The organism is Pseudoalteromonas sp. SG43-7 (assembly GCF_014164295.1).
Lineage (GTDB): Bacteria > Pseudomonadota > Gammaproteobacteria > Enterobacterales > Alteromonadaceae > Pseudoalteromonas > Pseudoalteromonas rhizosphaerae.
Genome location: NZ_JACJEY010000004.1, coordinates 102,896 through 127,883, shown reverse-complemented (window position 1 = coordinate 127,883; position 24,988 = coordinate 102,896). Strand labels below are relative to the sequence as shown.

At 39.9% G+C, this 24,988-nt stretch carries 19 protein-coding genes; 6 read left to right on the top strand and 13 right to left on the bottom strand.

Annotated features, from left to right (window positions below; translation table 11 throughout):
- Positions 1-205: 205 nt before the first annotated feature.
- On the bottom strand, positions 206-769 hold the full coding sequence (gene infC / locus H5200_RS02925; RefSeq protein ID WP_145233176.1) for a translation initiation factor IF-3: 564 nt from the start codon (positions 767-769) through the stop codon (positions 206-208).
- A 59-nt stretch (positions 770-828) separates the two neighbouring features.
- Positions 829-2,739 carry a threonine--tRNA ligase gene (thrS, locus tag H5200_RS02920; protein ID WP_145233174.1) on the bottom strand — a complete coding sequence of 637 codons (1,911 nt, stop codon included), beginning with the start codon at positions 2,737-2,739 and terminating at the stop codon, positions 829-831.
- Positions 2,740-2,997: 258 nt separating this feature from the next.
- On the opposite strand from thrS, the gene H5200_RS02915 reads away from it, so the two are divergent.
- From H5200_RS02915 to H5200_RS02905, 3 genes are all read left to right on the top strand, one after another.
- A complete protein-coding gene (locus H5200_RS02915) occupies positions 2,998-4,011 on the top strand; it encodes an endonuclease/exonuclease/phosphatase family protein (RefSeq protein ID WP_182739604.1) in 1,014 nt (337 codons plus the stop codon).
- 66 nt (positions 4,012-4,077) lie between these two features.
- The gene (locus tag H5200_RS02910) at positions 4,078-4,524 is read left to right on the top strand and encodes a DUF3010 family protein (RefSeq protein ID WP_145233170.1); all 447 of its coding nucleotides are present in this window, start codon (positions 4,078-4,080) and stop codon (positions 4,522-4,524) included.
- A 201-nt stretch (positions 4,525-4,725) separates the two neighbouring features.
- Positions 4,726-6,471 carry an AMP-binding protein gene (locus H5200_RS02905; protein ID WP_182739605.1) on the top strand — a complete coding sequence of 582 codons (1,746 nt, stop codon included), beginning with the start codon at positions 4,726-4,728 and terminating at the stop codon, positions 6,469-6,471.
- An 82-nt stretch (positions 6,472-6,553) separates the two neighbouring features.
- Here the strand turns inward: H5200_RS02905 and H5200_RS02900 are convergent, their stop codons facing one another.
- The 5 genes from H5200_RS02900 to H5200_RS02880 all read right to left on the bottom strand — a co-directional run bounded on the left by H5200_RS02900 (position 6,554) and on the right by H5200_RS02880 (position 15,835).
- Positions 6,554-7,483 (bottom strand): alpha-E domain-containing protein, encoded by a 930-nt coding sequence (locus H5200_RS02900; RefSeq protein ID WP_182760916.1) that lies wholly within the window; start codon positions 7,481-7,483, stop codon positions 6,554-6,556.
- A gap of 1 nt (position 7,484) precedes the next feature.
- On the bottom strand, positions 7,485-8,939 hold the full coding sequence (locus H5200_RS02895; RefSeq protein WP_182739606.1) for a circularly permuted type 2 ATP-grasp protein: 1,455 nt from the start codon (positions 8,937-8,939) through the stop codon (positions 7,485-7,487).
- A gap of 43 nt (positions 8,940-8,982) precedes the next feature.
- Complete coding sequence (locus H5200_RS02890; RefSeq protein ID WP_182760915.1) at positions 8,983-9,861, bottom strand: transglutaminase family protein; 879 nt, start codon at positions 9,859-9,861, stop codon at positions 8,983-8,985.
- Entirely contained in the window at positions 9,858-12,377 is a 2,520-nt protein-coding gene (locus tag H5200_RS02885) for a circularly permuted type 2 ATP-grasp protein (protein WP_182734233.1), read from the bottom strand. Before H5200_RS02885 ends, H5200_RS02890 begins: the two co-directional genes overlap by 4 nt.
- 146 nt (positions 12,378-12,523) lie before the next feature.
- A complete protein-coding gene (locus tag H5200_RS02880; protein ID WP_182760914.1) occupies positions 12,524-15,835 on the bottom strand; it encodes a DUF2126 domain-containing protein in 3,312 nt (1,103 codons plus the stop codon).
- A 575-nt stretch (positions 15,836-16,410) separates the two neighbouring features.
- Between H5200_RS02880 and H5200_RS02875 the strand changes: the two genes are divergently transcribed.
- Together H5200_RS02875 and H5200_RS02870 are read left to right on the top strand one after the other, a co-directional pair.
- Positions 16,411-17,211 carry an SHOCT domain-containing protein gene (locus H5200_RS02875; protein ID WP_182760913.1) on the top strand — a complete coding sequence of 267 codons (801 nt, stop codon included), beginning with the start codon at positions 16,411-16,413 and terminating at the stop codon, positions 17,209-17,211.
- A 127-nt stretch (positions 17,212-17,338) separates the two neighbouring features.
- Positions 17,339-18,514, top strand: a complete 1,176-nt coding sequence (locus H5200_RS02870; protein ID WP_145233162.1) for a putative zinc-binding metallopeptidase — start codon at positions 17,339-17,341, stop codon at positions 18,512-18,514.
- Positions 18,515-18,659: 145 nt separating this feature from the next.
- Here H5200_RS02870 and H5200_RS02865 read toward each other — a convergent pair whose 3' ends face one another.
- The 5 genes from H5200_RS02865 to H5200_RS02845 form a co-directional block, all read right to left on the bottom strand.
- Positions 18,660-19,130 (bottom strand): hypothetical protein, encoded by a 471-nt coding sequence (locus H5200_RS02865; protein WP_182760912.1) that lies wholly within the window; start codon positions 19,128-19,130, stop codon positions 18,660-18,662.
- A gap of 14 nt (positions 19,131-19,144) precedes the next feature.
- Complete coding sequence (locus H5200_RS02860) at positions 19,145-19,576, bottom strand: hypothetical protein (protein WP_149982511.1); 432 nt, start codon at positions 19,574-19,576, stop codon at positions 19,145-19,147.
- A 215-nt stretch (positions 19,577-19,791) separates the two neighbouring features.
- A complete protein-coding gene (locus tag H5200_RS02855) occupies positions 19,792-21,189 on the bottom strand; it encodes a M28 family peptidase (RefSeq protein WP_182760911.1) in 1,398 nt (465 codons plus the stop codon).
- Between the two features lie 203 nt (positions 21,190-21,392).
- The gene (gdhA, locus tag H5200_RS02850; RefSeq protein ID WP_182760910.1) at positions 21,393-22,745 is read right to left on the bottom strand and encodes an NADP-specific glutamate dehydrogenase; all 1,353 of its coding nucleotides are present in this window, start codon (positions 22,743-22,745) and stop codon (positions 21,393-21,395) included.
- Between the two features lie 334 nt (positions 22,746-23,079).
- Positions 23,080-23,553 carry a DUF1456 family protein gene (locus H5200_RS02845; RefSeq protein ID WP_145233406.1) on the bottom strand — a complete coding sequence of 158 codons (474 nt, stop codon included), beginning with the start codon at positions 23,551-23,553 and terminating at the stop codon, positions 23,080-23,082.
- A gap of 135 nt (positions 23,554-23,688) precedes the next feature.
- Here H5200_RS02845 and H5200_RS02840 point away from each other — a divergent pair, with 135 nt between their 5' ends.
- The gene (locus tag H5200_RS02840; RefSeq protein ID WP_182739609.1) at positions 23,689-24,453 is read left to right on the top strand and encodes a spermidine synthase; all 765 of its coding nucleotides are present in this window, start codon (positions 23,689-23,691) and stop codon (positions 24,451-24,453) included.
- Here the strand turns inward: H5200_RS02840 and H5200_RS02835 are convergent.
- Entirely contained in the window at positions 24,450-24,983 is a 534-nt protein-coding gene (locus H5200_RS02835; RefSeq protein WP_182717426.1) for a DUF924 family protein, read from the bottom strand. The genes H5200_RS02840 and H5200_RS02835 overlap by 4 nt on opposite strands.
- Positions 24,984-24,988: the final 5 nt, after the last annotated feature.

Genomic DNA, 24,988 nt, shown 5'->3' with positions numbered 1-24,988 from the left:
AATAACTCCAAATGTATTGCTTTAAAATTAGTAAGCAGGCGTGAGATATATTGCTATAGCTCCACTTTTAGGCCTAACTTACTGCCATATTCCGGTGAAAACCCAACATAAATGCTGCAGTTTTACTTTATTACCGGTTAGCACAGGTGAATATTTGCATATTACTTGGTGACCTGAGCTAAATTCGCTGCGTATCTTAGCTTGTTTATTGCTTTTTAGCAACAGGCGCCATCATCATAACCATTTGGCGACCTTCAACACGATTAGGGAAAGACTCAACAACTGCAAGCTCTTCCAAATCGCCTTTGATACGGTTTAATAATTCTATACCAATTTCTTGGTGGGCCATTTCACGACCACGGAAGCGGATGGTAATCTTAGCTTTATCGCCACCTTCTAAGAACTTACGTAAGTTGCGAAGCTTAACCTGATAATCACCTTCATCCGTACCAGGACGGAATTTGATTTCTTTTATCTGGATTTGCTTTTGCTTCTTCTTCTGCTCTTTTAGTTCTTTGCTTTTTTCAAAGATGAACTTACCGTAGTCCATGATTCTACAAACAGGCGGCTCAGCATTTGGGCTAATCTCTACTAGATCAACACCAGCGGCATCAGCCATAGTTTGCGCGTCTTTTAATGACTGAATTCCAGCTTGCTCGCCTTCAATGTCAATTAAGCGAACTTCTTGAGCTGTAATTTCTTCGTTAATACGATTTTTTTGGGCTGTTTGTTGCCCTTTCTTGCCGCCTCTAATAGTACGTTCCTCCAAGAATATCAAATAATAAGCGTGTAGTTAGCAATTAAATGTAAGCCCTACACGCAGAGTTTTTATAGTCGATTTTTAATTTCTTCGCTAATTTTAGCGACAAATTCATCAACATTAAATTTGCCCAAGTCTTCACCTGTGCGGGTACGTACTGCTACTTCTTGTTGTTCAACTTCTTTATCACCAACAACAAGTAAATAGGGGATACGTTTTAATGTATGTTCACGGATTTTAAAGCCAATCTTCTCATTTCTCAAGTCAGCAGCGGCTCTAATTCCAAGTTTATTTAATTTTTGTACAATTTCCTGCACATAAGCTGCTTGTTTATCAGTGATATTCATAATCACTACTTGCTTTGGTGCAAGCCAAGTCGGGAATAAGCCCGCGTACTCTTCTGTAAGAATACCGATAAAGCGCTCGATAGAGCCCAATATTGCACGGTGGATCATTACAGGTGTACGACGTTCGTTGTTTTCAGCAACATAAGTTGCCCCTAAACGCCCTGGTAATGCAAAATCTAGTTGCACTGTACCACACTGCCACGCTCTGTCTAAGCAATCGTACAAAGTAAATTCAATTTTTGGACCGTAGAAAGCACCTTCACCCGGTAAATAATCAAATTCGATGTTATTTGCTTTCAGGGCATCAGCTAATGCAAGCTCTGCTTTGTCCCACATATGATCTTCGCCAATACGCTGTTCAGGGCGTGTTGACAGCTTAACCACAATTTTTTCAAAGCCGAATGTTTCATACGTATCGTAAACCATTTGGATACACGCTGATACTTCGTCCATGATTTGCTCTTCAGTACAGAAGATATGGGCATCATCCTGAGTAAAGCCACGTACGCGCATTAGACCATGAAGTGCGCCTGACGGCTCGTTGCGATGACAACAACCAAATTCAGCCATACGCAGTGGAAGATCACGGTACGATTTTAAACCTTGATTAAAGATCTGTACGTGACCTGGGCAGTTCATTGGTTTGATTGCGTATTCACGCTTTTCAGATTCAGTGGTAAACATTGCTTCTGAATACTTTTCCCAGTGACCTGATTTTTCCCACAAAGAACGATCCATCATCATTGGACCTTTTACTTCTTCGTACTGGTACTCGCGTAACTTTTCACGCACAAACTCTTCAAGTTCACGGTAAATGCTCCACCCATCGTTGTGCCAAAACACCATGCCTGGCGCTTCTTCTTGCCAATGCCATAAATCAAGTGCTTTACCAATACGACGGTGATCACGTTTTTCGGCTTCTTCTAAACGTTGTAAGTAGGCTTTAAGTTGCTTTTTATCGCCCCATGCAGTGCCATAAATACGCTGCAACATTTTATTATCTGAATCGCCACGCCAGTAAGCACCGGCTACTTTCATTATTTTGAAATGTTGGCAAAAACGCATGTTCGGTACATGTGGACCACGACACATATCGATGTATTCTTCGTGGTGATATAATCCTGGACGGTCATCTTTAGCAATGTTTTCGTCAAGGATTTGAATTTTGTACATTTCGCCGCGCGCTGCAAATGCATCACGGGCTTCTTGCCAGCTTACGGTTTTCTTAACCACGTCGTAGTTTGTTTTAGCAAGTTGCAACATGCGCTTTTCAATAGCTTCTAAGTCATCTTGACTTAATGAATGTTCCATATCGATATCATAGTAAAAACCATTATCAATCGTTGGACCAATTGCCATTTTTGCATCAGGAAACAGTTGCTTAACTGCATGACCAATCAAGTGAGCACATGAGTGACGAATTATTTCTAAGCCGTCATCATCTTTTGCGGTGATGATTTCAAGGCGAGAATCGTCAGAAATTAAATCACAGGCATCAACACGAGTGCCATTAACACGACCAGCGATAGTGGCTTTTGCTAAGCCTGGGCCGATATCATTGGCTACATCAAGTGTACTTACAGGGTTTTCAAAACTACGCTGACTGCCGTCAGGAAGAGTAATAACTGGCATTATAAGTCCTTACTACAGTGGTGACGCCTACAATGCATCACATGTATTTATTAAATTAAAATGAATAACTCGACAACGCTTTTACGAATAAGCATTGTTAATTTTAACCGTATTTGGTTAATGTATTTGTTGAGTCTTAGCAAACACAAGCAGTTATTGTCGCGTTTGGAGCCACTAAATACAAGTATTTAGCCAGACAAATTGACAAATAACCCTCGCATTTCATACTTAATTTAATTTCAGCTGTTGGATAACCTAATGACGACGTCTAATCGTATCCGTTTTGCCACTTTAAATTTACTTAATTTTACGGCGCCACCTTATTCTTTTTATCAATTACATGAACGTTACAACGCAACGCAATGGCGGCAAAAACAGCACTTTATCACTGACTTCCTACAGCAAAGTCAAGCAATGGTTGTTGCTTTCCAAGAGGTGTTTAGCCCCAAAGAATTGGCAATTTTGTGTAAAGAGCAAGGCTATGACTATTTTGCTACTGTTGCCAGTCCACGCAGTGATCATCTCTATCCACAGGTATTATTTAACCCTGTGGTGGCGATTGCCGCGAAAATCCCTTTTCAAGCATGCCACGAACTCACCCCTTGCCCAGAACTACTTGAGTACTTAAATAATCAAAATGAATTTAAATTTAATCGCACACCTATTAAATGCAGTTTTGATGTACCTGAATTTGGTGATTTAACCTGCTACGTGGTGCACTTTAAATCACAACGGGTGCATTCAATGGCGCATATTTTAAACATTCATAATCAAGACGATCCCTTATTAAATCTATTACAACAAACCGTTGGCATGATGCAATCGCAAATATCACGCTCACTGGAAGCTTCGATTGTTTATTATGATGCACTAAAAACCCAGCGTGAAAAAAACTGTGCAACATTAGTAATGGGGGATTTTAACGACAATATTGACAGCCCTGCGCTGTCATTCATGACCCAAGGATTTCACCCTACTCGTTGCGAGCCCTGTTTAGAGCTTGAACAACCCATTGTAGGATTAACTGATTCGTTTGAATTAAGCAGTGAATCGGCAAATGGTAAAGTAAAACCAGCAACACATTACTATCAAGGTCGTGGCAATGTGCTTGATTATATTTTGACCTCAGGACACTTTAATACTGATTGTGCATTATCGCGGATAAAATCGTTGCACTATCTAAGCTTTGATAAACACTTAAATCCAAACCAAATTGATGAAGATATCTGCGTAAGCGACCACAGCGGCATTGGGATTGAAATCGGTTTTTAAAATGCACTGTTTTTAAGGCGTTTAATTGATATAATGCTGCCCAAATTAGTTATTTAGAGAATGACAATGAGAACATGCGGTGTAGAAATTACCGGTAGTGACGTACTACTGTGTATTTTAACAAAAGATAACGATGTATTTGATATACGAGATATTCGCCAAACTCGCTTTACCTTAGGTAATGGTAATGACACTGAAGTAATGCGTAAATTCCAATTTGATTTTGCGAAACTTATGCAGGACTATCAAATTGACTCAGTTGCTATTCGTCAACGTGCGCCTAAAGGTAAATTTGCCGGTAGTGCGAACGGTTTCAAAATGGAAACTGCAATTCAATTGATCCCTGAGCTGAGTGTTTATTTATTCAGCACAACCGAGATCAAAGAGCAATTAAAACGTAATCCTATTCCTATTGATTTCGCTGAAACGGGGCTTAAAAAGTACCAAGAAAATGCGTTTGTAAATGCATATGTACATTTAATGAAAAAAACCTACCGCAGCGAAGAACTTTAATTTTCAATTAAAGTTCAATTTATAATCAGATACTACGCTAGTGTGTACTGCAATGTTTTTGTTGTAGCTACAGCTAGCGTTTTTTATTGCCTAATATTTATCATTTTTATTACTACATTGGTCGTATAGCGCTTTCATTTGTCGACAATCTGTGTTTTTCTAACTAAGTAGACTCTCACAACATTGACACGGAGACCGTACATGCAAATAAGTAACAATAATACAACTGCAACCGATGCGAATAAAACAGTCAAAGATGCAGCAGGCTTAGAGCATAGCTACTATAAAGGAGCACAAAGCCCAGCATTGATCAATAAAACCATAGGTGATTACTTCGACTCCATTGTCGACAATAACCCAGACCACCCTGCAATAGTACTGCATCATCAAAACATTCGTTTAAGCTATAAAGAATATCAGCAGCAGATCAACCAGCTGGCAATGGGGTTACTGGCTTTAGGTGTAAAACCAGGTGATCGTGTTGGTATCTGGTCACCAAACAACCTTGAGTGGTGCTTAACCCAATTTGCGACCGCCAAAATTGGCGCGATCATGGTCTGTATTAACCCAGCGTATCGTCCAAACGAACTACAATTTGCACTAAATTCAGTCGAGTGTTCAACTCTTATAACCGCTTCAAGTTTCAAAGCCAGTAATTACCTAGGCATGCTTAATGAATTACTGCCCGAACTTGCCGCTGCAAAAGCTGGGCAACTGCAGGCAAAAAACCTCCCCTATTTAAAAAATATTATTCGCATTGGTGATGAGCCTGCCGCTGGCATGTTTAGTTTTAGTCAAGTTATGACAATGCCAACTGCCTCCCACCGCGTTGAACTCAACGCCATTGGTGCAACTTTGCAACCAGATCAAGACATCAACATTCAATTTACCTCCGGCACAACAGGCAATCCCAAAGGCGCTACGCTCTCCCATAAAAACATTTTAAATAATGGTTTTCTTATGGCTAATGCAATGCGCTTAACTGCAGATGATAAGCTGTGTATTCCAGTGCCGTTATATCACTGTTTTGGAATGGTATTAGGTAATTTAGTATGTATAAGTAAAGGAGCTACGGCAGTATTTCCGGGAGATTCTTTTGATCCAACAATCACGCTTGAGGTGGTTGAAAAAGAACGCTGTACTGCACTGCATGGCGTACCGACTATGTTTATTGCTGAACTGGAACTAAAAGATTTTGCTCGTTTTGACTTATCCAGTTTACGTACGGGTATCATGGCAGGCTCGACGTGTCCTGAGCAAGTAATGCGTAAAGTACAATCGCTGATGCATATGAATGAAGTTGTTATCGGTTACGGTCAAACGGAATGTAGTCCCATTAATAATGCCACGGAGATTGACTCATCCATTGAAAAACAAGTTACTACCGTCGGCCGCGCGCTGGCGCATACAGAAGTAAAAATTATTGACGAAGTGGGTAATATACAAAAAATAGGGCTTGCTGGCGAAGTATGCAGCCGTGGTGCGGGTATTATGCGTTGCTATTGGAATGATGAAGAAAAAACCGCCGCAACTATCGATAAAGAAGGCTGGCTACACTCTGGTGATTTAGGTGTAATGGATGCGGAAGGTTTTGTTGCAATAGTGGGCAGAATTAAAGATATGATCATTCGTGGTGGCGAAAATATCTACCCGCGCGAAATTGAAGAAGTACTTTACACTTACCCTGGCGTGCAAGATGCTGCTATTTTTGGCATCAGTGACGACAAGTACGGCGAAGAAGTATGTGCTTGGGTGCAGCCTAAAGATGATGCCGTGTTAACAGAGCAAGAAATTCGCAGCTTCTTAAAAGATAAATTAGCTTATTTTAAAATACCAAAACACATTCAATTTGTTGAAAGTTACCCTATGACGGTTACCGGAAAACTGCAAAAATTTAAAATGCGCGAACAAATGCAAGCACAATTAAAAGACAACGCGTTTTCATAATTAGCCAAAGCTCACGTTAGTTAATAACGCCCAATGTAATTTAAAACCTTGGGCGTATTATAAGATTAATAGCTTAACAGACCTATTCTGGCGGTTTTAAAAAATACGTTTGCGCTAATGCATTATGAATGCCCGCTAATTCAATTTGAATTTGATCCATATAATTGTGTAAGTGGCCATTTTTAAGCGCTCTTACATCTTCAGCTTTCAATTGTTTTACCACTGCATCTATTAAATTTATAATCTCTGTAGAATTTGGCAAAGGTGAAACCAGCGTTTTCAGCTCTATTAAGCAAAACAAAATTGACCGTGGAAATACTTCACTGTGCATCACGAATTCTAATACATCAGCACGTTGCACCCGTACGCTCATCTCTTGTCGATACATTTGATAAGCACTAAGCGAGCGCAATAAGCTGATCCACTGAATATTTTCATAAGGTTTTGCTTCATCGCTGGTGATCAACGTCTCTGAACGAATGTCTAATATTCGTGACGTCATATCAGCACGTTCTATTAACGACCCAAAGCGGATAAACGTAAAACCATGATCATGGTTAATAGTCGCATCTAAAGCACCAAATATTTGATGGGCTGATTCGATGATTTTCTTTAGATAAGCAAATCGGCCACGCTTAGCAAGCCCTTCTTTTTGATTATCTTTTACATAGTAATAAAGGGAGTTAATTTCTTCCCATACATCGCGAGGCATTACGTCTCGGATCGTCCGAGCGCTCTCTCTTGCATAGATAATAGAGTTTAAAATAGACGAGCCATTATCACTGCCAACAAGTAAATAACGCAGCGCTTTTTGCTCTGTGTAATCAGCGTGTTTATCTTCATACGCCTGACGCGCGCCAATAATATCTATTAGTGGCTCCCAGCCTGTACATACGCCTTTAGGTAAATCCAACATCAGCATGTTGTTGACATTAATTAACCGTGCAACATTTTCTGCACGTTCAATGTAACGAGCTACCCAATATAAAGTTTCACCTACTCTTGATAACATATTATTTAGCCTCTTCGTCAACAATCCAGGTATCTTTACTACCACCGCCTTGAGATGAATTTACCACTAATGAACCTTTCACCATCGCAACACGAGTAAGGCCACCAGTAGTGATCTGTGTGTCTTTACCTGACGATAATATAAACGGTCTCAAGTCAACGTGACGTCCATCAGGCTCGGTGCCGTCAAGGGTGGGAACCGTAGACAAATCAAGAGTTGGTTGCGCTACCCAATTCCGTGGATCGGCTTTTATTTGTGCAATGGTTGCTTGTTGCTCTTTTTTAGTCGATTTAGGACCAATCAATAAACCATAGCCACCCGACTCGTTTGCAGGTTTGACAACTAGTTTATCAATATTTTTAATAACATAATCACATTCTTTAGGATCTAAACACTTATAGGTTGGCACATTTTCTATCTTGGGTTCTTCGTCCAAGTAATATTTTATGATGTCAGGTACATAGGCATAAACCACCTTATCATCCGCAACCCCTGCACCGGGTGCATTGACTAACGCCACATTACCTTTCGACCATGCTCGCATTAAACCGGGTACACCTAATTGTGATTCAGGTAAAAAAGCGTCGGGATCTAAGAATAAATCGTCGATGCGTCGATAAATTACATCAACGCGTTGCAAGCCTGTAATTGTGCGCATATAGACACAGTCGTCTTTTTCGACTACTAAATCACGCCCCTCTACTAATTCACAGCCCATCTCTTGAGCAAGGTAACAATGTTCAAAATAGGCGGAGTTAAATACACCGGGTGTTAATACCACTACTTCAGGCTTATCGTCTGGACGAGGTGACATTGCTGCCAACATATCAAACAGTTGTGAAGGATAATCATCAACTGGCAAAATCGACACTTGTTCGAATAACTCAGGGAAAACACGTTTCATCACAGAGCGGTTCTCAAGCATATAAGACACCCCAGACGGCACGCGTAAGTTATCTTCGAGTACAAACATAGTGCCATTTCCATCGCGCACTAAATCGGAGCCGCAGATATGCGCCCATATATTATTTGGCGGAGTAATTCCAACACATTGAGAGCGAAAGTTAACTGATTTTTCGAGTAAGCCTTTTGGAAAAATACCGTCTTTTATTATTTTTTGATCATGGTATAAATCATTTATAAACAGATTCAACGCTTCAACACGCTGTTTTAAACCTACCTCAATAGTTTGCCATTCTTTTTTACCAATAGTGCGCGGAATAATGTCAAACGGCCACGCTCTATCGATCATATTGCCTTCATTATAAACTGTAAACGTAATGCCCATTTCTTTTATGGCAAGATCTGCAACAGCTCTGGCTTTAACTAATTCTTCTTTTGATAAGCTAGAAAAAAACTGTGCTAACTGTTTACCGTGCGTTCGAATATTTCCTTGTGCGTCTATTAATTCATCAAAAAAGCCATTTGTTTGATATGCTTTCCAGTCAATTTTCATACATCCTTCCGCCTTATCCATTATTAATATTGAGTTGTTTTAATCACTCCAATCGAATCATATCAACCGCTACATCAAGCAATTGTGTACCGCCACCAAAAACCACGCCTTTCAAAGGAGTGACATCAGAAAAATCACGGCCAACAGCAAGTGTTATATGCTGCTCTTTAGGCATAACATTATTTGTTGGATCAAAGTCGACCCAACCAAACCTTGGCACAAACACAGAAAACCATGCATGGGTCGCATCTGCACCAGCTAACTTTTCTTCCCCCTCGGGAGGCATTGTTTCTATATACCCGCTAACATAACGTGCTGCTAAACCAATACTGCGTAAGCACGCTATCGCAAAATGTGCAAAATCTTGGCAAACGCCCCTTTTTTGTGCAAAAACAACACTCAAAGGCGTACTAATCGTAGTAAAACCGGGATCATACTGAAACTCATGAAAAATCCGTGCCATGAGATCTTTACAGCCGCAAATCAAGCTAATATCAGCTAAAAACGACGTTAAAGCGTATTCCTTTATACCCTGTACAAAAGGAGTATATTGAGATGGCAAAATAAACTCCGATGTTTTTAACAGCTGATATGTATTTGGCTTTGCGACGATATCGCGAGCCTCTTGCCAAGGCATATCAGTATCGATGAGGTTAATATTTGCACTTAATAAAAGTTCCACTTCACTGGTCATAGTCACTTTCAGTTTTTTATGCTGAGTGGCTATTTCAAACGCGGTCACTTTATTATCAAAATAATCCGTAAATTCTTGTAGATAATTTGCCGGCGGCTCAATATCTATGCGGCTACTGTGGCATATCTGAGCACGATTTGTTTTTGGTGTTAACCGTGCTTGGTTTTGACACAAGCTAACAAAATCGGCATAACTGTAAGTTGTGGAATGCTTTATTTTATATTTCACGATTGAGCTTGCTCAATATTAGTCCAATTCAATTTATTCGCCGTTTGTGTATGAGAAAAATACTGCAATAATAATACATCACAAAAGGTATTTAAGTTCAGGCGAATATTATGGTTAAACTCGATTAACTGTTTACGAACTCCAGCGTCCGTCCTTTGCAGGTAGTCTTTTTCTGTGACATAGCAACTCGTTTTAGAAAGTAAAATTGCTTTTTCATGTGCTGCTATCACTCCCTGTCTGCGTTTAGTCGGTAAATGCTTGCATAACTGGTTTATTTGCTCTAACTGAAAAAGTAATGAGCGAGGGTATTCTGCATCCAGTAATAATAGCTCAAGCCCAGTACCTATACTTTGATACATTCTATAGCGACGTTTATGGGTCACTAAGCTAACTTGACTACTCAAAACCGCTTCGAGTAAACCAAGCTCTTCAGCTTGCTCGAGTTCTTGCGTTAATAAAGCCCCTGTTAATGAGGTGATTTGTAAGCTGCGCTCAATCCTGCGACCCATCTCAAGTAAAAACCAGCCATTGCTGTTTGGCATACAATCCACTAACGAGCCATTAAAGGCCATGATCAAACCAATCACTTTATCTAAAATACTTTGCATCGCACGTGATGAAATATTGATATTGATATGCTTTAGCACTTTAACTTGCTCATTGATTTCATCAATAATACGACGACTATCATGAGACAATAATTCTTGGATCTGTACTGATGCATTCGCTAAATAATTTAACGTATTTATTATGCTACCCGCGCGTAGCTCATCAGCGAGTAAAGCAAACGCTGTTTGCTTAGACACTGCGCTATCAAATTCTTCAAGCTTGATTGCTTGCTCTACATAAGGGTAGACAATATGCTGAGCGCTGATAGCAGCCAACAAACGAGCAACAGTACTGCGGCGTATTAAATCTGGATAAATAGCCAACTCAGTGTAACGATCAATAAAGATACGTAATATTCTTATGGTATTTTCACAGCGCTCTAAATAACGACCGAGCCAAAATAAATGTTCTGCAGTACGACTTGATATAACCCCTTCAAGTAAGCTTACATCCATTCTTTTTTTAATTGGTGTTGGTACACTTTGCTCAGTTAAATCAATATCTTTACTGGTATTTATCCAAGTATCTTTGAGCCAACCAGCGCCCTTAGCGTTAGCACTATTTTGATAAGAGAAACACAGTGCCGATGGCAGCACTTCGATGCCATTTTCTGTGGTTAATACATAACACCTAAATACCACAGGTTTTGCAATTAACTTACCGTCATCCCAAAATGGTGCGCTACTAAATGCGGGTTTATCTTGAAAATAATAATCGCTAGGTTGCTTAGTTATAAGTTGTTTAATTTTATCCGCGTCTAAATGGCCATCAAGTGTTAGTTTAGGATCTTTATAACTACCAAACACTAACTGTGACCAATCCGATGATTTAACATCTTCAATGCTGTGGTACTTAGGGCAATCTAGTAATAATGGTTGTTGTAAAAGTTGCTCTGATAGCTGGGCTAAATTACATTGTATTGCTGGTGATGAGAGTACCCCGCTACCAAAAGGATTTAATACTTTTACTGAGCCCTCACGTACAGCTTGTAATAAGCCTGGAATACCATGTAACGAGTATTGTGTTTGTTCAAGTGAATCGATACTTTGATCTGGGATCCAACGTAAAATCACATTGATTTTCCCCAACCCTTGTAATGACTTTAAACACACTTCGCCATTACGCACTGTTAAATCAGCGCTTTGCACTAAAGTATAGCCAAAGTAAGTAGATAGAAACGCATGCTCGTTATAATTTGGATCATCGATCCCTTGAGTTAAAATAACAATACGAGGATCATCCATATAATGAATAAACTCGTTAATGCCTTCTTGAAACAAATTTAAAAACTCTTTAATTTGTTGCACGTTGCATTCAGCAAACTCTTCAGCCATAACGCGCCTAGCTATAATGCGGTTTTTAAGCAATAGCCCTAGACCTAACGGACATTGGCAATGATCAGCTAAGACTTTAAATTCACCCGATGGTGCGCGATACACATCAACCGCTGTAAAAAAAAGTTTTAGCTCATCACTTGGTAAGCTAAATCCTTCACGTAAGTAATGACTATCTTGGTACAGCTGCTGCGGTGATATTTGCCCACTCAAAAGTAGCTTTTGCTCAGAATAAACATCTTGTTGGATCTTATTAAGTAATAAAGTTCGCTGTTTTATGCCTTGCTCTAACGTATTCCAATCTGCTCGAGAAAACATAAAAGGCAGTGGATCGAAGTGCCACTGTTGATTACTCTCACTTTTAATATTGCCATTTTGCAAAAGTTGCGTAATTTCAATGGCACGACTACTTACATCTTCAGCGGTTAAACTTGCTAAACGATTAAATAAAGTATCCCAATGCTCAGGGTTTAAGCCACTGTGATCCGCCAATTCATCATGACCGTGGCGTTTATCAAGGTATAAAGACAACCAATTAGGCAGCTCTGGCATCGTATTATTATTAATGTACAAGCTAAAAGCGCTCCGCTATAAAAAGTAAACTATCATTCTAGTTCAATTTGTTGGTAATTGTATTAACAAAAGCGTCTGTTAAATAATGACTCTACTTTGCGTAATGTCAAAGTGGAGTCATACAATGAGCAACCCAAAAATATCATTTATTTGAACTTAGGTTGTCTCCTTAAATCGAGCGTATTAGGGTAATCTGAATTAGTATTTTCTTCATCGGGAACAACAAATTCACTCACCGATTGTGCTGATACAAAGCTTCGTGTCGCAGCCGATGGGCTCCAACTTGGCTGATCAGATGCTAATAATGATGGTGTGTGACCATGCTCCCAAAATCGTGCAACCCTTCGCCCTTCAGCTTCAAATGCATTAACGGGTAATGTTTCTGGATTTCGCCCACCAGCATGACTAACATGGTAGACAAAACCACCCATTGAGCGGCCTTCCCAGGTATCGATCAGATCAAATACTAACGGTGCATGTACACCAATTGTAGGATGCAGCGCTGTTGGTGGCTGCCATGCACGGTAACGGATCCCGGCAACCATTTCATCTTTCGCTTTGCCTTTAACAATTTTAAGCGGTACGCGTCGGCCATTACACGTAACGATATAGCGGTCACTCATTGTGCCAATTACTTTGATTTGCACGCGCTCTAATGACGAATCGACATACCGAGCAGTACCAGATGCACTGGCTTCTTCACCCAGTACATGCCAAGGTTCAATCGCGGTTCTAAGCTCTAACGTCACATCATCGAGTTCTCGGGTTCCGCAAACAGGGAACCTAAACTCAAAAAATGGGTTTAGCCAACTTACTTGGAATGCAAAACCAGCTTGCTGCAGATCTCTAACAACCTCAGCTAAATCATTTTCAACATACTGAGGTAATAAAAATTTATCATGTAATTCGGTGCCCCAACGGATCAACGGTTTGTGATAAGGCTTTTTCCAAAACCAAGCTAATAAAGTCCGTAATAACAACATTTGCACTAAGCTCATTTGTGAGTGAGGTGGCATTTCAAATCCCCTAAACTCGACAATACCTAGTCGTCCTGTTGCTGAATCGGGTGAATATAGCTTATCAATACAAAACTCCGCCCTGTGTGTATTACCTGTTAAATCAACAAGTAAGTTGCGTAACAAACGATCAACGAGCCATGGCTCAGGCACTTCCCCTTCAGGCATATGTGAAAATGCGATTTCAAGCTCATAGAGCAACTCATCACGTGCCTCATCCACACGAGGTGCTTGGCTTGTAGGGCCAATAAATAAACCTGAAAATAAATAAGATAATCCAGGATGGTGCTGCCAATAAGTAATAAAACTTCTTAAAATATCTGGGCGTCGTAAGAACGGGCTTTGCTGCGGTGTTTCACCACCTAAAGTGACATGATTACCACCCCCGGTGCCGGTATGACGACCGTCCGCCATAAACTTATCTGTTCCTAAGCGTGCTTGTTTGGCTAGATCGTAAAGTGTCGTTGTTCTATCAACTAATTGCTGCCATGACGAAGATGGGTGGATGTTCACTTCAATGACACCTGGATCAGGTGTCACGGCGTATTTTTCTACACGACTATCTTTAGGCGGGCTATAGCCTTCAATAACAACCGGGATTTGCAGGGCTTTTGCGGTGCTTTCAATCGCATTTAATAGCGACATATAATGTTCAAAATGGCTCGTTGGCGGCATAAAGATGTACAACCGCCCTTCTCTTACTTCCAATGCCATTGCGGTTTTGATCATCTGTTGACCAATAAAGCCTTTTTGCAGTTTTTTAGCTTTTGTAAAGTTATCTGGAATATCAAACGGATCTCGCTCAATAATGTTGCTTGTCCACTCAAGGCTATCAAGCGGTAATCTATAACCAAGGGGTGATTCACCTGGTAATAAAAAACAGTATTCGCGTTTAAATTCCCATTTGCATGACTGCCAGCAATGTTTTGCTTGATTAAACTGCAGCGGCAATGCATAACCAACAGGCTTTTCAATACCTTGTTCCATTTTAGCTAAAAAGCCTTTACGGCTCATTGCACTAAGAAGTTCAGGCTGTTTAGGCCCCACCTCTTTGGGTAACGATGCCTCTTGCCATAAATGATATAAAATATCTTCATAGGCTGTAGTGATAGCCTTGGTTTCAAGGCCTATTTCTGCACATAGCTGTTCTGTAAAACGCTTGGTATCTGTGTGGTCTAATTTATAATCTTTATTCGGATCAGCTAATAAACTGGCATCTTGCCACAAAGCTTCACCGTCTTTTCGCCAATAACATGCATATTGCCAGCGAGGCAGTGACTCTCCCGGATACCATTTACCTTGCCCATAATGTGTAAAGCCACCTTTGGTATATGCTTTGTTCATCGCAATAAATAAGCTTTGTGCTAGCACTCGTTTTTCTTTACCGTCGGCTTCTGTGTTCCATTGGGGATGTTCCATATCATCAATTGAAATAAACGTCGGCTCACCGCCCATTGTTAAATGAACACCTTCCTTAACATATACATCATCAACTTGCTGACCCAAGCGGTTTATTGCAGCCCATTGTGTTTCTGAATACGGCTTTGTAACGCGAGGGTCTTCATGTACGCGCGTTACTTTGTTATAAAAACTAAATTCTGATTTGCACTTATCTATGCCACCAGAGACAGGTGCTGCTGAGCTAGGTTCAGGTGTACACGCAAGCGGAATATGGCCTTCGCCAGCAAATAAGCCGGAGGTAGGATCAAGCCCGATCCAACCTGCGCCTGGAATATATACTTCCGTCCATGCGTGTAAATCAGTAAAATCTTCATCAGGACCACTTGGGCCATCAAGTGATTTTTGATCTGATGTAAGTTGGATTAAATAACCAGATACAAAACGAGCCGCCAAACCTAAGTGACGAAACAGTTGTACTAACAACCACGCAGAATCTCGACATGAACCGGTTTTTTTTGTGATGGTTTCGTTCGCCGTTTGAACTCCAGGCTCTAAACGAATGCCGTAGCCAACAAGATTATAAATTGACTGATTGACCGCAACTAAAAAATCAACACTTCTGATTGGTTTTTCCGGACGTAACGAATCAATCAATTCTAAAAACTTAGGACTCGCCTTACGCTTTTTTAAATAGGGATTAAGCTCAGCCTTTGCGACTTTATCGTATTCAAATGGAAACTCTTCAGCATATTCTTCTAAAAAGAAATCAAACGGATTAATTACCGTCATTTCGGCCACTAAATCAACAGTAAAACTAAACTCAGTTGTGGGGCTATTAAATACCACTCTTGCCTGATAATTACCAAAAGGGTCTTGCTGCCAATTGATGTAATGATCTTCCGGCACTATTTTTAATGAGTAGCTTTTAATTTTAGTTCGGCTATGCGGTGCTGGACGTAAGCGGAAAATATGCGGCCCCATATTTACTGGGCGGTCGTACTTGTATTGAGTATGGTGCGCTATACCAACAGTAATTGTCATCGATTAATCCCTCTTTAATTTTTTGTATAGCCATTTAAGTAAAACTTACTACTACCTGCCTGCTATTTAAGCAATATACATTCCATATAGATTACATAATAAAATTAGGCTGTTAGCCTATATATTGGTCACTATTGACTGTTTAGAATCAAAGAGTGAGCGCTGTGAAGAATTATTTGGTGCGACATCCGCACCAAATTAGCACAAAGCTAAGTATTAAAAATCACACAGCGCTTATTATTTTATGTAATTCACCAATAAAGCATGCCTGTTTTTTCTAGCGATTAAATAGAAAAAAGTCCCAATCAATCACAACACCAGTTAAATGCTTCGCTAAAACAAACTTAAAAAATAGTTCACAATAAAACCACGATTAAGCTTCTTAACAGTGTTATAGTAGTTTGATTTTTAATCGCCCTGAAAGCCAAACTAGCAAGCTTAGTGTCTTTAAACAAGCAATGTTGGCATTTTATTTTGCTAATTTATGATTAGCATCAATGCTTAAGGTAGATTGTTCACAGTTAGATCATGACGTAATACACATCCCGCCTATCTTCATATTAAGGACGCTATTTATGCAAACATTAACAAACATTGGTGACAACTTGGTTAAAGGGATATCTGCCCGCTATGGTTTAAGTTATGGGGCAGTAGTACATATGTTAGTTGCAGTAAATAATGGCGGCGGTTCAATGGCGCAGTTTAATTGCCCTGAACTTGGCGGCTCAGGTCAATGGATGCGCGGTGGAATGACAATGGTAGGAGACATGTTCAATAATGGCTTGAAAAACACCGTTGATAACTTATGTAACGAACTTGCCACTATTTTAGCAAACAACCAAGTTTTCCCCGTCATTCCTGCAGGTACTTTAGGAAGCAACCAGTGGTGGCCAGTTAATTTAGGTAATCCATCGAGTACCGGTTCACAAAACAACACCCGTTATGCTGTTTTTCCTAATCGCTTAGCCATTGAAAAAAATGGTCAGGTCACACTCTATGATACGCTCGATCACCAGATCGGGGGAGTAAGCCAGCAACAAGGCAACGATATATCGCTTACCTTTAGTAGCCAGTGGGGAAACATTAGCGTAAATAGTTTGCCAGTGATTGCTGATGATAGCTTTACTCAGACACATTCAAGTCACAATACCAACTTTGCCCAATCAACAGACTTTGCAAAACAACAGCAATCCCCCCCTGAGACAGGCTCAAATGATAAAATGATGAGTAGCGAATCGACAGCTATTAATGCTTCGCAATACTCAGTGAATGAAACCCTCGACATTATTGAAAAATTAGCACAATTACGTGATTTAGGCGCACTCACTGATGCTGAGTTTAATGAGAAAAAATCAGATTTATTGCAACGAATTTAACGGCAAGTAATCTCAGGCTTAGTAATTTTATAATTTGCTAACTTTATAATTTGTTAGCAATATAGCTAATGTAAGTCTGTTCACTGAATAATTTGTCATTGTATTTATCAACGGATACGGTAAAAATATGAAAACCTTTAAATGTAACTGCAAAGATAATCAAATATTGTTTTTTGAAAGTAGTCACTGCCTTGCCTGTGGCAAAACTGTTGGTATTGATGACAATTTTAACCTTGTAGAACCCTACGAATTTAATGACACAACGGGCTTATATTACAAAGCGTCAGCCCCTGATGTGCCCTATCAAAAATGTGATAACAATGCACACTATAAGGCATGCAATGGCATGGTTGATATCAACAGTTTTGTACCAGCGCCAGACACAGAAGAAGTGCTGTGTTTCGCATGTCGGTTTAATGAAACAATCCCAGATCTAAGTATTAATCAACACATTCCACTTTGGACCAAAATGGAAACAGCAAAACGTCGGGCATTGTATACGCTTAAAGCGCTTTCTTTACCATTAAATAACCTCAGCCAAGATGCCGAAGGTGGCCTTAGTTTTGATTTTATAACCGACCGCAGTGTTAATGACCATTTCGTGACTAAATTAGCAGGTCAAGAAAATGTTTTTACTGGCCATAACTGCGGCCATATTACAATTAATTTGGCTGAAGCTGATGATGTCGCTCGATCACAAACAAAGCATGCTATGGGTGAGCGCTATCGCACTTTGCTTGGTCATTTTCGTCATGAGTTAGGACATTATTATTTTGACCAGTTAATTGCAAATTCACCGCATAAACATGCTCTATGTAAACAATATTTTGGCGATGATTCTTTAGATTACCAACAAGCGATTGATGCCCATTATAAAAATGGCGCTCCTGCTAATTGGCATGAAAACTATATTAGTGAATACGCCACCATGCACCCTTTTGAAGACTGGGCAGAAACTTGGGCGCACTACATGCATATTATTGATACTTTAGAGACAGCAAAAAATTTCTCTATTACCGGTTCTACACTCGGTAATGAATTTGAAGTTGAGGACACTGATGAGTTAAGGCTACCGCAAAACTCGTATTACTTTAATAGCCAAACATCAATCTCAGTAATGTTGGATAGCTGGATGGAATTTTCGATTATTTTAAATTCGTTAAATCGCAGCATGGGCTTAGCTGATGCTTATCCATTTGTTTTAACGCAGGCGGTACGCACTAAGCTTTCGTTCGTTCATCACGCGATCCATAACAGACTTAATCTTATGCCTGATTTAAATACAACAGCTGAGGACACATAACAACAGCCTTGATAATGTAATTTCCAAATGCGCTACCCGGATTAACAGCACTGACACAGATAACAAACCGCAGTACGTTATCAGCCAGCTAACACAACACATCCGCTAATGAGTATGACCTGTATTGCGTTATAAACTTTTGGTATTACAAACTAAAGCTTGCCTGATACTTAGTTGAAATTAATCGTACTCGATCAAATGGCCAATGCTCAGCGAGCCAATGTAAGATACATAACCGTAAGGTATTATTTAATTCCTGACTATCATTACGTAGCCAAAAAGTAATCTCACTATCGAATTCATTGTTTACCCCAGGATCGATATACACTGAGCCTAGGCAGCGTGTTTTTTTCGGGTTTAATATCGCATAAGCAAATGCTTTTTTTTCGTTAAACTCTGCGGCATGTTGAGCTAAGCTTTGACGATTCTCTTCAAGGGTCATATCGGCTTTTGGCCAATCAGGCTTGGTGGCGAATATACCTTTTAGCTGCGGCACACTTAACATTACAGCAGTAAAATCAAGCTCGACTACCTGCTCATTTAATGGGGTAAAATAAAACGCAGTTGTTTGCAGCGCTTCTGGGGGGTTAAAATCCGTCGATACAAATAAAGACATTGCTTCCTTCCTTGCTAATATTTAACTGATAAAACCAGCCATTGTTGTTTTAATCCTATAAAATGAAAGCCGCCAATCAGTAAACAAATGATCGAGCTGCAAAGCCAAAACATCTCACTGCGTCCTAGCGGATTAGTCATTAAATATAATCCTGCAATACCGCGAAACAAATAAATCGCAGTTACCACAACTAACACAAAGCGTATGAAAGGTAGCTGTTTGAACAAACCCGCGGCAGAAAAAGCATATAACGACCAAACGCTTAATACAAAAGCGATGAAGAAAGTGATCAGCGAAGGCGTCAACTTGCCCTGCTCTGCGAGCATTGCCATGTGCTCACCAGCACCGAAAAAGCGATACCACGGCGCACCAAAAACAATACAACCAAGGTGAGCGAGTGCGGCTAAAGCACTCAAGCTGCCTGCAATCAGCAAAAATAGGTTCATACACTGTCAACTAATTCACATTTAACTCCACCATAATACGAAAAAGCCATTAACTTCAAGTATTCACTGAAATTATTGTATGAAAAGTGTACTTTCATAAACTAAGGTCAACATAAAATACAACTATTGCTGTTCAATTGCGAAGTCCGCTACTAAATTGTCTTGCCTGATATTCAAGCGCAACTATATTACGCTTGAATATCAGACGCTACACATTACTTTAGTGTTTGCTCAAACGCACCTACATCGCCAGGGAAAACCACCGGTGATTCAATACCGTCTTTATTAACCGCAGCAACCCCAAAATAATAATTATCAATGACTACATTTTTAAGAGTCGCTTCACTTACATCACCCACATAGCGGCTAAATTGCCATTGTGGTTCACTGGTATAACGCCAATAGAGTCTGTACCCCGTGGTCGTTTTATCATTATTTTTTTGCCATTTTAAGGTCGTACTAGGTTGCACAGCACCTGATATTTCAACGTTATTAGGTGGTGCAGGTGCCCATGCCATTGACGCTAAACTTACCGCATTAAGCGCTGTTAATTTTGCGGTATAATCAAAATCAACGCCATCAATGGTATCACCATAAACAATACCATCCTCAGTGCGTAAGTCTTGATGTTGATGGTTATAATTTTCGTTCGTTTCCATTACTCTTACAGCAGCATAACCCATGTCGTTAAACGGGCGATGATGCCCTCCTCGACCAAAGCGATCGAGTCGATAAACTAGCAATGTGTCAAGATTGGGAATATAGCGATCGGCAATGGTATCGATATAACGGGCTAAATTACGACTAGCTGAATCGACCTCGCCACCGGTAAAACGGCGTTTATGCGCTTGCTCTTTGGTTTCGATAACCCGCGTACCTTCAGAGAAAATACGTGCAGTCGTGTTATCAGTAACGCCATTAATACCAGTAATATTACCAATCATGTCATTATTGAGTACACCGTGTACTTGCCAGCCTTGCTTTTGTGCATAGTCGGCTAAAATTTTACCACCAAAAAGTCCTTGCTCTTCGCCTGAAAGCGCGGCATAAACAATTGAGCCATTAAATTTATATTTAGATAACACGCGAGCTGATTCAATCACCCCAGCAACACCCGATGCATTATCATTCGCCCCTGGTGCGTCGCTGGTAAAATCCATTACATCGCTGACCCGTGAATCAATATCGCCCGACATCATCACCATCCGGTTTGGCTGATCAGTACCGCGTTGAATAGCAATAATATTCACCACTTCAACAGGATTTGGAATACGCTTTTCGCCAGAAATGGTATCTTTAACTTCTATTACTTCTAAACAGCCACCGCATTGCTGAGAAATTTTCTCAAACTCAGCCTTGATCCAACGCCGAGCTGCACCAATTCCTCGGGTGTTTGATTTCGTTTCTGATAACGTATGACGAGTGCCAAAATCAACAAGTGTTTGAATATCACTGCCAATACGTGTTGCTGAAACATCAGCGGCAATATCATGAAGCTTGGTTTGATCTTGATAATTTAGCTCAGCGGCCAAGGTGCTTGTTGAAATAAACAATGTAGTTATTAAAATTGCGGGCTTGAGGGTCGATAGCTGATAGGTTTTATGATCAGACATAGTGTTGATGCTCTTTATTATTTGATAAATATACAATACGTGAGCAGTTACCTGCTGCAAATAATTTTGAGACCAACACCTGTTTAACTCGTTCAATCACTGATTGGTTAGATAAACGGGATAATAATCGCGGTATGAACAAATATACGTCAATAAAAAACCCACCAATATAGTGGGCTTATGCATAGTAAAACTATCGTATGTTAAACAACACCTTGCTCAATCATAGCATCTGCTACACGACGAAAAGCAGCAATATTAGCACCTAACACTAAATTACCAGGTTGATCAAATTCAGCGGCTGTATTACTTGCAGTATCAAAGATATTTTTCATTATTTGTTGCAGCTTAGTATCGACCTCTTCGAACGTCCACATTTGCATACTGGCATTTTGCGCCATTTCTAATTGACTCGTCGCAACACCACCCGCATTAGCTGCTTTGCCAGGGCCATAGGCTATTTCAGCAGCAAGCAACACATCGACCGCTTCTTTAGTACTTGGCATATTTGCGCCTTCACAAACTAATATACAACCATTGTTTATTAACGTTCGCGCATCAGCTTCAGTTAACTCATTTTGCGTCGCACAGGGAAAAGCGGCATCAGCAACAAAACGCCATACCGCATGTCCATCACTTGGGTAATCTGCACAAGCAATATACTTCGCATCGCTGTGGGTTTCTAAATAGACAGCTAAACTTTCACGCGCACCTTCTTTAAGCTTTTTAACAAGTGCAACATCAATACCTGATTCATGATACAGCGTACCGCTTGAATCACTGCAAGTGATAGGTGTTGCCTCTAATTGATAAAGTTTTTCCATCGCGTAAATTGCCACGTTCCCGGCACCAGAAACTAAACAGCGCTTACCTTTAAGTGAGTCATCATTGTCTTGCAACATGTAATTGGCAAAATAAACAGCGCCATATCCTGTCGCTTCTTTTCGAGCCAATGATCCACCCCACAATAAACTTTTGCCGGTAAACGCACCGTCGTAACGTCCGGTCAACCGTTTATATTGACCAAACATATAGCCTATTTCGCGTGCCCCAACGCCAATATCACCCGCAGGCACATCGGTGGTTGGGCCGATATGACGATACAACTCATTGATAAATGATTGGCAAAAACGCATTATTTCGCTGTCAGAGCGGCCCTTAGGATCAAAGTTTGCGCCGCCTTTACCACCACCAATCGGTAAGCCAGTTAACGCATTTTTAAAAATTTGCTCAAACCCTAAAAATTTTATGATGCTGGCATTTACACTTGGATGGAAACGTAAACCACCTTTGTATGGACCTAAGCTTGAGTTAAATTCAATTCGATAGCCTTTATTGACATGAATGTTACCGTCATCATCAACCCAAGGGACTCTAAACATAATTTGACGTTCAGGTTCAACTAGACGTTGAATAATCGCATTCTTTTGATAGTCGGCTGAGTTTTCAAGAATAGGTTCAAGTGATTCAAGCACTTCTTCAACGGCTTGATAAAATTCGCATTGTGCTGGGCTAGTTTGTTTTAAATGTGCAATGGTATCATGGATATAATTCATAATTATTCTTCCGTGTTAAAAGTTATGCTTGTCTCAGATGTTAAAATAGACGTGATCAAGTTTATGGGTCATCTAGTTAAGAGCCTTAAAAATTGTAATATTTTTAACACTGTAACATGATAAACCTATATATTTAACGTTCGATAACGTGAATTATTTTTGAGTTGATACGCAAGAGCAACAATTAACGCTCATTAAAAAAGAATATAAATTTATGAAATGTGAATAAATAAAGATTTAAATACTAACGCAGAGGGCTGCTTAAAACACCGATGCTTAAAGTGGGGTTAAAAATCATACCCGTACGATATAAATACGGATATGAACACGTAAATTATTCGCCGCTTGCCTCTGGACGAAGTTGTAGCTGTAAACCAGTTAAAAAGTTACGTAATATTTGGTCATTACATACACGATAATGCTTGTTATCGGCTTTACGAGAAAATGCACTTAACTCATGCTTACTCAAACTAAAATCAGTTAAGGCAAGGACATCGATCACGTCTTCCGTTTTCATATTTAATGCGATACGTAATTTCATTAAAATAATATTATTATTTAATTTACTTTCTGGCGCTGGTTGCTCACCGTCGCGCTTACCACGCTTTGTATTAATAAAACCATTTAGAAAAATGGCAAACTCAGTATCACTTGGATCTACGTAACCCTCTTCCCCTTCTCTGGTTAGCCAACCAATCACTTGTTGTTGAGTCACGTCATGATCTGCTGCAGCAAAAATTTCAATCATGGTAGTATCAGCTAAATTAAAGGTATAGCGAAGGCGGCGTAAAATATCATTATTAGTCAAAGTAAATTCCAGAGTAAGATAAGACAACCAAGCAGGTATTGCTGGCTTATGAGTAGCCATACAGTTTAGCAGAGTTAACAAGGCCACCCTATTGATTTTTTGTTTTGCTCAACATCCCCATTATGAAGGAACGGCATGATTGATTTAACGCCATTTACTACCGATGCATACCTAGTAGCAACAATCCAAAGTAAGCAAGACACGCTAAAGATTTTTGAAAATGCTGATTATCGTTGGCTTACACTCGGGGATAAGCTAACTTTACAAGGTGTAATGGAAAAATCACAACCGCAGCAAGTATGTAATCCGGTAAATCAAGCTATGCTGCTATTTTTGCTTTGTAGCGAACCCTCCTCACAGATATTAAATTTAGGTTTAGGCAGCGGTTGTTTTGAACGAGCAGTGACTAATAAAGCCGGATTTGAATTAACGACTGTCGAAATTAATCCGAATGTAATTAAAGCAGCTAAGCAGTATTTTTTCCTCAATGACAACAATCATATTGTAGCGCAATGTGCTGAACAATTTATTGCTCAAAGTAGCCGCAAATTTGATGTGATTTTAATTGATGTTTTTAGTGGTAAATCGCAGCCAGCGTTTTTACAAAAGCAGGCATTTTTGTGCGACTGTCATGCGCGACTTAGCACATACGGTAAGATCTGCATCAACTTTACTGCAAAAAATAAACAACAATTAATCGCTCTACTAACGACACTTCGAAGTCTATTCAGTCATATTGTGGTGATTGAATTTAACCAATATAAAAATATTGTGCTGATCGCCAGTGAGCAACGCCTTGATGCTATTAATATTGAACAGATAAAACAGCACAAAGATTTTAGCTCGCCTGATTTAGCTGCTGAAATTAAACAATTATTTTATATACCTAAGCTAGATTAAAATTGCGAGCCTGGTTGAGCTAAAAACGCAACTTCCTCGGCGCTGGACTGACGCCCTAAAATAGTATTTCGGTGTGGGTAGCGACCAAACTGATCGATAATATTTTTATGGGCAAGTTCATAATCTTCATTACTCAAACCTTTAAATAATACCATCGCCTGTTGGTGTATAAAGCTCGATTCGCTGTGCATAAACGGCATATAAAAAAACACCCGCTGCTCAACAGGTAATAATTGATCAAAGCCTTTTTCGATTGCCAACTGTGCCAATGTTAACGCTTGCGGATCTTGACTAAACGCGTGAGGGGTATCCCGGTAAATATTACGAGAAAACTGATCAAGCACAATCACTTCAGCTAATGCACCTAAGGCAGTCACTCGCCAAGACGCATACTCGCCTTTTGTAATAGCTATCAACAGATCACTAAATGTATCTCGTATCTTAATATCTGTAGCATCAGATTTTTTATACCAACCAGATGGACCGAGTTCATCAAACCAATAATCTATTACTACTTGATAACTAAACATAAATT

Excerpts from the sequence above, each read along its gene's own strand:
- thrS (WP_145233174.1), bottom strand. The coding sequence starts at position 2,739 with ATGCCAGTTATTACTCTTCCTGACGGCAGTCAGCGTAGTTTTGAAAAC.
- H5200_RS02915 (WP_182739604.1), top strand. The coding sequence starts at position 2,998 with ATGACGACGTCTAATCGTATCCGTTTTGCCACTTTAAATTTACTTAAT.
- H5200_RS02910 (WP_145233170.1), top strand. The coding sequence starts at position 4,078 with ATGAGAACATGCGGTGTAGAAATTACCGGTAGTGACGTACTACTGTGT.
- H5200_RS02905 (WP_182739605.1), top strand. The coding sequence starts at position 4,726 with ATGCAAATAAGTAACAATAATACAACTGCAACCGATGCGAATAAAACA.
- H5200_RS02900 (WP_182760916.1), bottom strand. The coding sequence starts at position 7,483 with ATGTTATCAAGAGTAGGTGAAACTTTATATTGGGTAGCTCGTTACATT.
- H5200_RS02895 (WP_182739606.1), bottom strand. The coding sequence starts at position 8,939 with ATGAAAATTGACTGGAAAGCATATCAAACAAATGGCTTTTTTGATGAA.
- H5200_RS02880 (WP_182760914.1), bottom strand. The coding sequence starts at position 15,835 with ATGACAATTACTGTTGGTATAGCGCACCATACTCAATACAAGTACGAC.
- H5200_RS02875 (WP_182760913.1), top strand. The coding sequence starts at position 16,411 with ATGCAAACATTAACAAACATTGGTGACAACTTGGTTAAAGGGATATCT.
- H5200_RS02870 (WP_145233162.1), top strand. The coding sequence starts at position 17,339 with ATGAAAACCTTTAAATGTAACTGCAAAGATAATCAAATATTGTTTTTT.
- H5200_RS02865 (WP_182760912.1), bottom strand. The coding sequence starts at position 19,130 with ATGTCTTTATTTGTATCGACGGATTTTAACCCCCCAGAAGCGCTGCAA.
- H5200_RS02860 (WP_149982511.1), bottom strand. The coding sequence starts at position 19,576 with ATGAACCTATTTTTGCTGATTGCAGGCAGCTTGAGTGCTTTAGCCGCA.
- H5200_RS02855 (WP_182760911.1), bottom strand. The coding sequence starts at position 21,189 with ATGTCTGATCATAAAACCTATCAGCTATCGACCCTCAAGCCCGCAATT.
- gdhA (WP_182760910.1), bottom strand. The coding sequence starts at position 22,745 with ATGAATTATATCCATGATACCATTGCACATTTAAAACAAACTAGCCCA.
- H5200_RS02840 (WP_182739609.1), top strand. The coding sequence starts at position 23,689 with ATGATTGATTTAACGCCATTTACTACCGATGCATACCTAGTAGCAACA.
- H5200_RS02835 (WP_182717426.1), bottom strand. The coding sequence starts at position 24,983 with ATGTTTAGTTATCAAGTAGTAATAGATTATTGGTTTGATGAACTCGGT.